This window comes from Oceanibaculum pacificum, assembly GCF_001618175.1.
GTDB lineage: Bacteria > Pseudomonadota > Alphaproteobacteria > Oceanibaculales > Oceanibaculaceae > Oceanibaculum > Oceanibaculum pacificum.
This window is the reverse complement of the sequence record NZ_LPXN01000080.1, coordinates 1-5,991: the sequence shown is the minus strand read 5'-3', so window position 1 is coordinate 5,991 and position 5,991 is coordinate 1. Positions and strand designations below refer to the sequence as shown.

The 5,991-nt window shown below is 69.0% G+C and carries 5 protein-coding genes; 1 reads left to right on the top strand and 4 read right to left on the bottom strand.

Features of this window, described 5'->3' with window-relative positions; translation table 11 throughout:
- Positions 1–142: 142 nt before the first annotated feature.
- The 4 genes from rfaE1 to AUP43_RS05840 are packed head-to-tail and all read right to left on the bottom strand — an operon-like array spanning position 143 to position 4,949.
- A complete protein-coding gene (gene rfaE1 / locus AUP43_RS05855) occupies positions 143–1,603 on the bottom strand; it encodes a D-glycero-beta-D-manno-heptose-7-phosphate kinase (protein ID WP_067553732.1) in 1,461 nt (486 codons plus the stop codon).
- On the bottom strand, positions 1,603–2,181 hold the full coding sequence (locus tag AUP43_RS05850) for a D-sedoheptulose 7-phosphate isomerase (RefSeq protein WP_067553730.1): 579 nt from the start codon (positions 2,179–2,181) through the stop codon (positions 1,603–1,605). The genes rfaE1 and AUP43_RS05850 overlap by 1 nt, the downstream gene beginning before the upstream one ends.
- Positions 2,182–2,229: 48 nt before the next feature.
- Positions 2,230–3,642 carry a pyruvate kinase gene (pyk, locus tag AUP43_RS05845; RefSeq protein ID WP_067553728.1) on the bottom strand — a complete coding sequence of 471 codons (1,413 nt, stop codon included), beginning with the start codon at positions 3,640–3,642 and terminating at the stop codon, positions 2,230–2,232.
- Positions 3,643–3,659: 17 nt separating this feature from the next.
- On the bottom strand, positions 3,660–4,949 hold the full coding sequence (locus AUP43_RS05840) for a glycerate kinase type-2 family protein (RefSeq protein ID WP_067553726.1): 1,290 nt from the start codon (positions 4,947–4,949) through the stop codon (positions 3,660–3,662).
- Between the two features lie 119 nt (positions 4,950–5,068).
- On the opposite strand from AUP43_RS05840, the gene AUP43_RS05835 reads away from it, so the two are divergent.
- Positions 5,069–5,956: an IclR family transcriptional regulator gene (locus AUP43_RS05835; protein ID WP_084462593.1), complete on the top strand. Its 888-nt coding sequence runs from the start codon at positions 5,069–5,071 to the stop codon at positions 5,954–5,956.
- Positions 5,957–5,991: the final 35 nt, after the last annotated feature.

Genomic DNA, 5,991 nt, shown 5'->3' with positions numbered 1-5,991 from the left:
CGCGGCTCCTCAGCATGAGGGGAGTCCAGCGAAACCGCTGCGGACGGGTTTAGGGGGAGCATCCTAAGGCTCCCCCTTATCCTGAGGAGCCGCGATAGCGGCGTCTCGAAGGATCAGGCGGCAGAAAGAAGAAAGCGGCGCCTCAGCCCTTGCCGGTCATCCTGGCGATGGTGCGGGTGGTGGAGAAGCCGTCTTCCAGCGCCGCCAGGACGATTTTGCCGCCATAGGATTGCACCAGCTCCGCGCCGACCACGGTGTCGACCGTATAGTCCGCGCCCTTCACCAGCACGTCGGGCTTCAGCGCCTCGATCAGCGTCAGCGGCGTGTCCTCGCCGAACACCACCACCATGTCGACGGTGGCGAGCGAGCCGAGCACGGCGGCGCGCGCCGCCTCGCTCTGGATCGGCCGGTCCGGGCCCTTCAGCCGCTGCACCGAGGCGTCGCTGTTCAGCCCCACCACCAGCCGGTCGCAGGCCTTGCGCGCCTGACGCAGCAGCGAGACATGGCCGGGATGCAGCAGGTCGAAGCAGCCATTGGTGAAGCCCACCGTCAGCCCGCGCTCGCGCCACCCGCGCACGGTGTCGACGGCCTCGGTCAGGGTGCAGCTCTTGCGGTCCATCGACATCAGGCTCTGGGCGTGCAGCGCGCTCAACACCTCGGTCGCCTGGGCGACCGCCGTGCCGGTCTTGCCGACCACGATGCCGGCGGCCACATTGGCCAAAGCGGCCGCCGCCTCGACCGGCACGCCGGCGGCCAGGGCCGCGGCCAGCATAGCGACCACCGTGTCGCCCGCGCCCGACACGTCGTAAACCTCGCGCGCGGCGGCCTTCAGATGCACCGGCGGGCCGTCCTGGCGCACCAGCGTCATGCCATCCTGGCTGCGGGTGACCAGCACCATCTCCACGCCGCACTCGCGGATGATCTTGTTCGCCGCGTCGACCACCTCGTCGTCGCTGCCGACATACATGCGGCTCGCCTCGGCCAGCTCCTTGCGGTTCGGCGTCAGGATAGTGGCCCCGCGATAGCGGCTGTAATCCGTGCCCTTGGGATCGACGATCACCGGCTTGTCCTTGGCGCGGGCAAGGTCGATCAGCCGCGCCACCACCTCGTTCGTCAGGACGCCCTTGCCATAGTCCGACAGCACCAGACCGCCGCTGGTGTCGAGATCGGTCTCGGCGCGCACCAGCAAATCGGCCAGGGTGGCGGCGGCGACCGGCTTCACCTCCTCGTCATCGGCGCGCAGCAGCTGATGGGAGCCGGCGATATAGCGCAGCTTGATCGTGGTCCGGCGGTCCGGCTCGACCAGAAGATGCGCCTCGATCACCTCCTCGTCGCCGACAAGCTGGGTGACGATGCGCCCGGCCTCGTCGCGTCCCACCACGGTGACGAAGCAGGTGGTCACGCCCAGCGCGGTCAGGTTGCGCGCGACATTGCCGGCGCCGCCCAGCATCGCGCGCTCGCGCTCCACCCGCAGCACGGGAATCGGCGCTTCCGGCGAGATGCGGTCGACCGTGCCGTAGATGAAACGGTCGAGCATCACATCGCCGACGCAGAGCAGCCGCGCCTTGGCGATATGGTCCAGATGATCGGCGAAATCGTCCATTAGGCCAGCCCCAGCTTCTTTTCCAGCGCGCCGCACAGCATCTGGCCCAGGGTGATGTGCATCTCCTGGATGCGCGCGGTGGTGTTAGACGGCACGATCAAAAGCGGATCGGCCAGCCCCGTCAAATCGCCGCCATCCTTGCCGGTCAGGGCGGCGGCGACCGCGCCGATATCCTGCGCCGCCTGCAGCCCCTTGATCACGTTCGGGCTGCGGCCGGAGGTGGTGATGCCGATGACCATATCCTCCTTCCGGCACAGCGCCTCGACCTGCCGGGCGAACAGCAGATCGAAGCCCAGATCGTTGCCGATGGCGGTCAGCGCCGAGCTGTCGGTGGTCAATGCCAGCGCGGGTATCGCCTTGCGGTTCGCGATGTAGCGCACCGACAGCTCGGTCGCCAGATGCTGCGCGTCGGCCGCGCTGCCGCCATTGCCGAAGAAGATCAGCTTGCCGCCGGCCTCGATAGAGGCCACCGCCAACCCGACCAGCCGGGCAAAGGGTTCGGCCAGGGCCGCGCGCGTCGCCTCGGCGACGGCCGCATGCTCCGCGAACTCGTCTCGGTAGAACGCCGCCAGATCCATCTTATTCCCTCGGCCGACCGGAAAGCTGCCCGTTCCCTAGCACAGCGCTCACACTCTGGCGATACGCAGCACGTTGGTCGCCCCCGGCGTGCCGAAGGGAACCCCGGCGGTGACGACGATCTTGTCGTCCTTCCGCCCGAAGCCTTCCTTCACCACGATGCCCTGGGCGCTCTGCACCATGTCTGCGAAGGTGCGGGCGTCGCGGGTCTTCACCGTATGCACGCCCCAGGCCATGACCAGCCGCCGCGCCGTCTCGATCTTCGAGGTCAGGCAGAGGATCGGCACCGGCGGCCGCTCGCGCGAGGCGCGCAGAGTAGTCGAGCCGGAGGTGGTGTAGGTGACGATGGCGGCGGCCGAAATCGTCTCCGCCACCTGGCGGGCGGCGGCCGTGATGGCGTCCTGGCCGGTCGCGTCCGGCGTGCCGTGCACCGCGTCCAGGATGGTGCGGTAGAGGCTGTCCCGCTCCACCCGCTCGATGATTCGGTTCATCATCGCCACCGATTCGGTCGGGTACTGGCCGGCCGCCGATTCCGCCGACAGCATCACCGCATCCGCGCCGTCATAGACGGCCGTGGCGACGTCCGAGGCTTCCGCGCGGGTCGGCGCCGGGGCGCTGATCATCGATTCCAGCATCTGGGTGGCGACGATGACCGGCTTGCCGGCCATGCGGCAGGCCCGCACGATCTGTTTCTGCAGGGAGGGCACGTCCTCGGGCGCCATCTCGACGCCGAGATCGCCGCGCGCGACCATGACCGCGTCGGTCATCTCGATGATCTCCGCCAGATGCTGGATCGCCGACGGCTTTTCCAGCTTGGCGATGATGGTGGCCCGGCCGGCGATCAACTTGCGCGCCTCGGCGATATCCTCGGGCCGCTGCACGAAGGACAGCGCCACCCAGTCCACCCCCTGGTCGAGGCCGAACTGCAAATCACGGCGATCCTTGTCGGTCAGCGGCGACAGATCGAGCACCGCGTTCGGCACGTTCACGCCCTTGCGGTCGGACAGGACGCCGCCGGCAATCACCTCGGTGTCAGCCGATTTGTCGTCGCAGGCCATCACCTTCAGGCGGATCTTGCCATCGTCCAGCAGCAGCGCATCGCCGGGCTGGATCGCCTTGAAGATTTCCGGGTGCGGCAGGCAGACGCGGTTGTCGTCCCCCGCCGCCTTGTCCAGATCGAGCCGGAAGCGCCGGCCGGCATGCAGCGCCACCTTGCCCTCGGCGAAAGTGCCGACGCGCAGCTTCGGGCCCTGCAAATCCATCATGATGCTGATGGGGCGGCCGGTCTCCTCCTCCAGCGCGCGCAGGATTTTCACCCGCTCGGCATGATCCTCATGCGCGCCATGGCTGAAATTCAGCCGGAACACGTCCGCCCCGGCGGCGAACAAAGTCCGTATCTGCTCCACCGTCGCCGAGGACGGCCCGAGGGTCGCGACGATCTTGGTACTACGCTGGCGTCGCATTGGTCGCTCCTAAAGGTTCAAGCGTCGGGCAGGATAAGAATCGCCCGGAAATCATTCACATTGGTCAGGGTCGGCCCGGTCACAACCAGATCGCCCACCGCCTGGAAGAAGGAATAGCCGTCATTGTCGGCCAGTCTTTCCTTGGCGGATACCCCCTTCGCGGCGCCGCGGGCGATGCTGTCGGGCGTCACCACGGCGCCGGCATTATCCTCCGTGCCGTCGATGCCGTCGGTATCGCCGGCAATCGCCCACACGGCGGGATGGCCGCCCAGCGCCACGGTCAGCGCCAGCAGGAATTCCACGTTGCGCCCGCCCCTGCCGGCGCCGCGCACCGTCACCGTCGTCTCGCCGCCGGACAGCAGCACGCACGGCGCTGGGGCCGGCTGGCCATGCCGCGCCACCTGAAATGCAATGCCGGCCATGACAGTTGCAACCTCGCGCGATTCGCCTTCCACCGAATCGCCCAGAATCACCGGCGTCACCCCAGCCTGCCGCGCCAACGCCGCGGCGGCCTCCAGGGAGGCCTGCGGCCGGGCGATCAAAATTGTCTCGGCCTTGGCCAGGCGCGGATCGCCCGGCTTCGGGCTTTCCTCGCGCGCCTCGGCCAGATGGCGGCGGACGGAATCCGGCGGCACGATGCCGTATTTCGCCAGCACTGCGCGGGCATCGGCGAAGCTGGTCGGGTCCGGCACGGTCGGGCCGGACCCGATCACCGCCAGATCGTCGCCGGGCACGTCGGAGATCGCCAGCGTGACCACCTTGGCCGGCCAGGCGGCGGCGGCCAGCCGGCCGCCCTTCACCGCCGACATATGCTTGCGCAGGCAATTCATCTCGCCGATGGTGGCACCTGATTTCAGCAGCGCCGTGGTCACCGCGCGCTTGTCGTCCAGCGGGATGCCCTCCGCCGGCAGAGCCAGCAGCGCCGAGGCCCCGCCCGACATCAGGCACAGCACGAGATCGTCCTCGGCCAGGCCCTGCATCATCCGCAGCATGCGGCGAGCACCTTCCTCGCCGGCGGCGTCGGGCACCGGATGGCTGGCCTCCACCACCTCGATACGCTCGCACGGCACGGCATGACCGTAGCGGGTGACGACCAAGCCGGTCAGGTCTCCCTCCCAGGCCTGCTCCACGGCGCGCGCCATGGCGGCGGCGGCTTTTCCAGCGCCCACCACGATGGTGCGGCCCTTCGGCCGGGGTGGCAGATGCTGGGCGACGCAGAGGGCGGGATCGGCGGCGCGGCGGGCGGCATCGAACAAGGCGAGCAGCAAGCCGCGCGGGTCGGCGGCGGTAATCTTGGGTGGTGTCATCGTCCGGCGGGTCTTTCTTGTCGTTGCGCAAAGTATGCTACAATCGCGGCAAGAAACGAAACCTCCCTGTCGCCCTGCTCCCAACCGAAGCGCGGCAGGCAGAGCACGCAGGACGCCAGATGGCCCATGACATCGCCAAGCGATTGGTGCGGATCGATTCGCCGCAGCAAACGGCCGATTCCGACGGCGAGCCCCCAGCCCGGCGGCGCGGGCGGCCCGCCACCGGCAAGGCGACGCGCGACGGCAGCCATGTCCAGTCTCTGGCCCGGGCGTTGAGCCTGCTGGTCGAAATCGCCGACAGCGACGGCGGCGCCTCCCTGAGCGAACTGGCGCATCGCGCCGGCCTGCCGCCCTCGACCGCCCACCGGCTGCTGAAAAGCCTGGAACAGCAAGGCTTCGTGCAGCACGACCTGCAGCGCGCCTCCTGGCATGTCGGGGTGCAGGCCTTCACCGTCGGCAACGCCTTCCTGCGCAACCGCGATGTGGTGGAAATCGCCCGCCCGCATATGCGCCAGCTGATGGAAGAAAGCGGCGAATCGGTCAATCTCGGCATTCTGGAAGGGGCGGAGCTGGTCTATCTGGCCCAGGTGGAATGTCGCGAGGTGATGCGCGTGCTGGCCCGTCCGGGCGGCCGCGCGCCGCTGCATTGCTCCGGCATGGGCAAGGCGCTGCTGGCCGCCGCCCCGGACGGCCAGGCGAACAAGCTGCTGGCCCCGACCATGCCGCGCTTCACCGACAAGACCATCTCCACCCTGGCCGCCATGCTGCGCGAGCTGGCGGCGATCCGCCAGCGCGGCTATTCCATCGACGACGAGGAATATGCCGCCGGGCTGCGCTGCGTCGCCGCCACCGTGCATGACGAGCATGGCGAGCCGATCGCCGCCATCTCGCTGTCCGGCCCCACCGCCCGCATGACCGACCCGCGCATGCGCCAGCTCGGCGACATGGTCGCCCGCGCCGCACTGGAGATCACCTACGCCGTCGGCGGCCGCCCGGCGGGGAAGTAGCCCAGACGAGTTTGCCGCCCGATGCTTCGAGACGC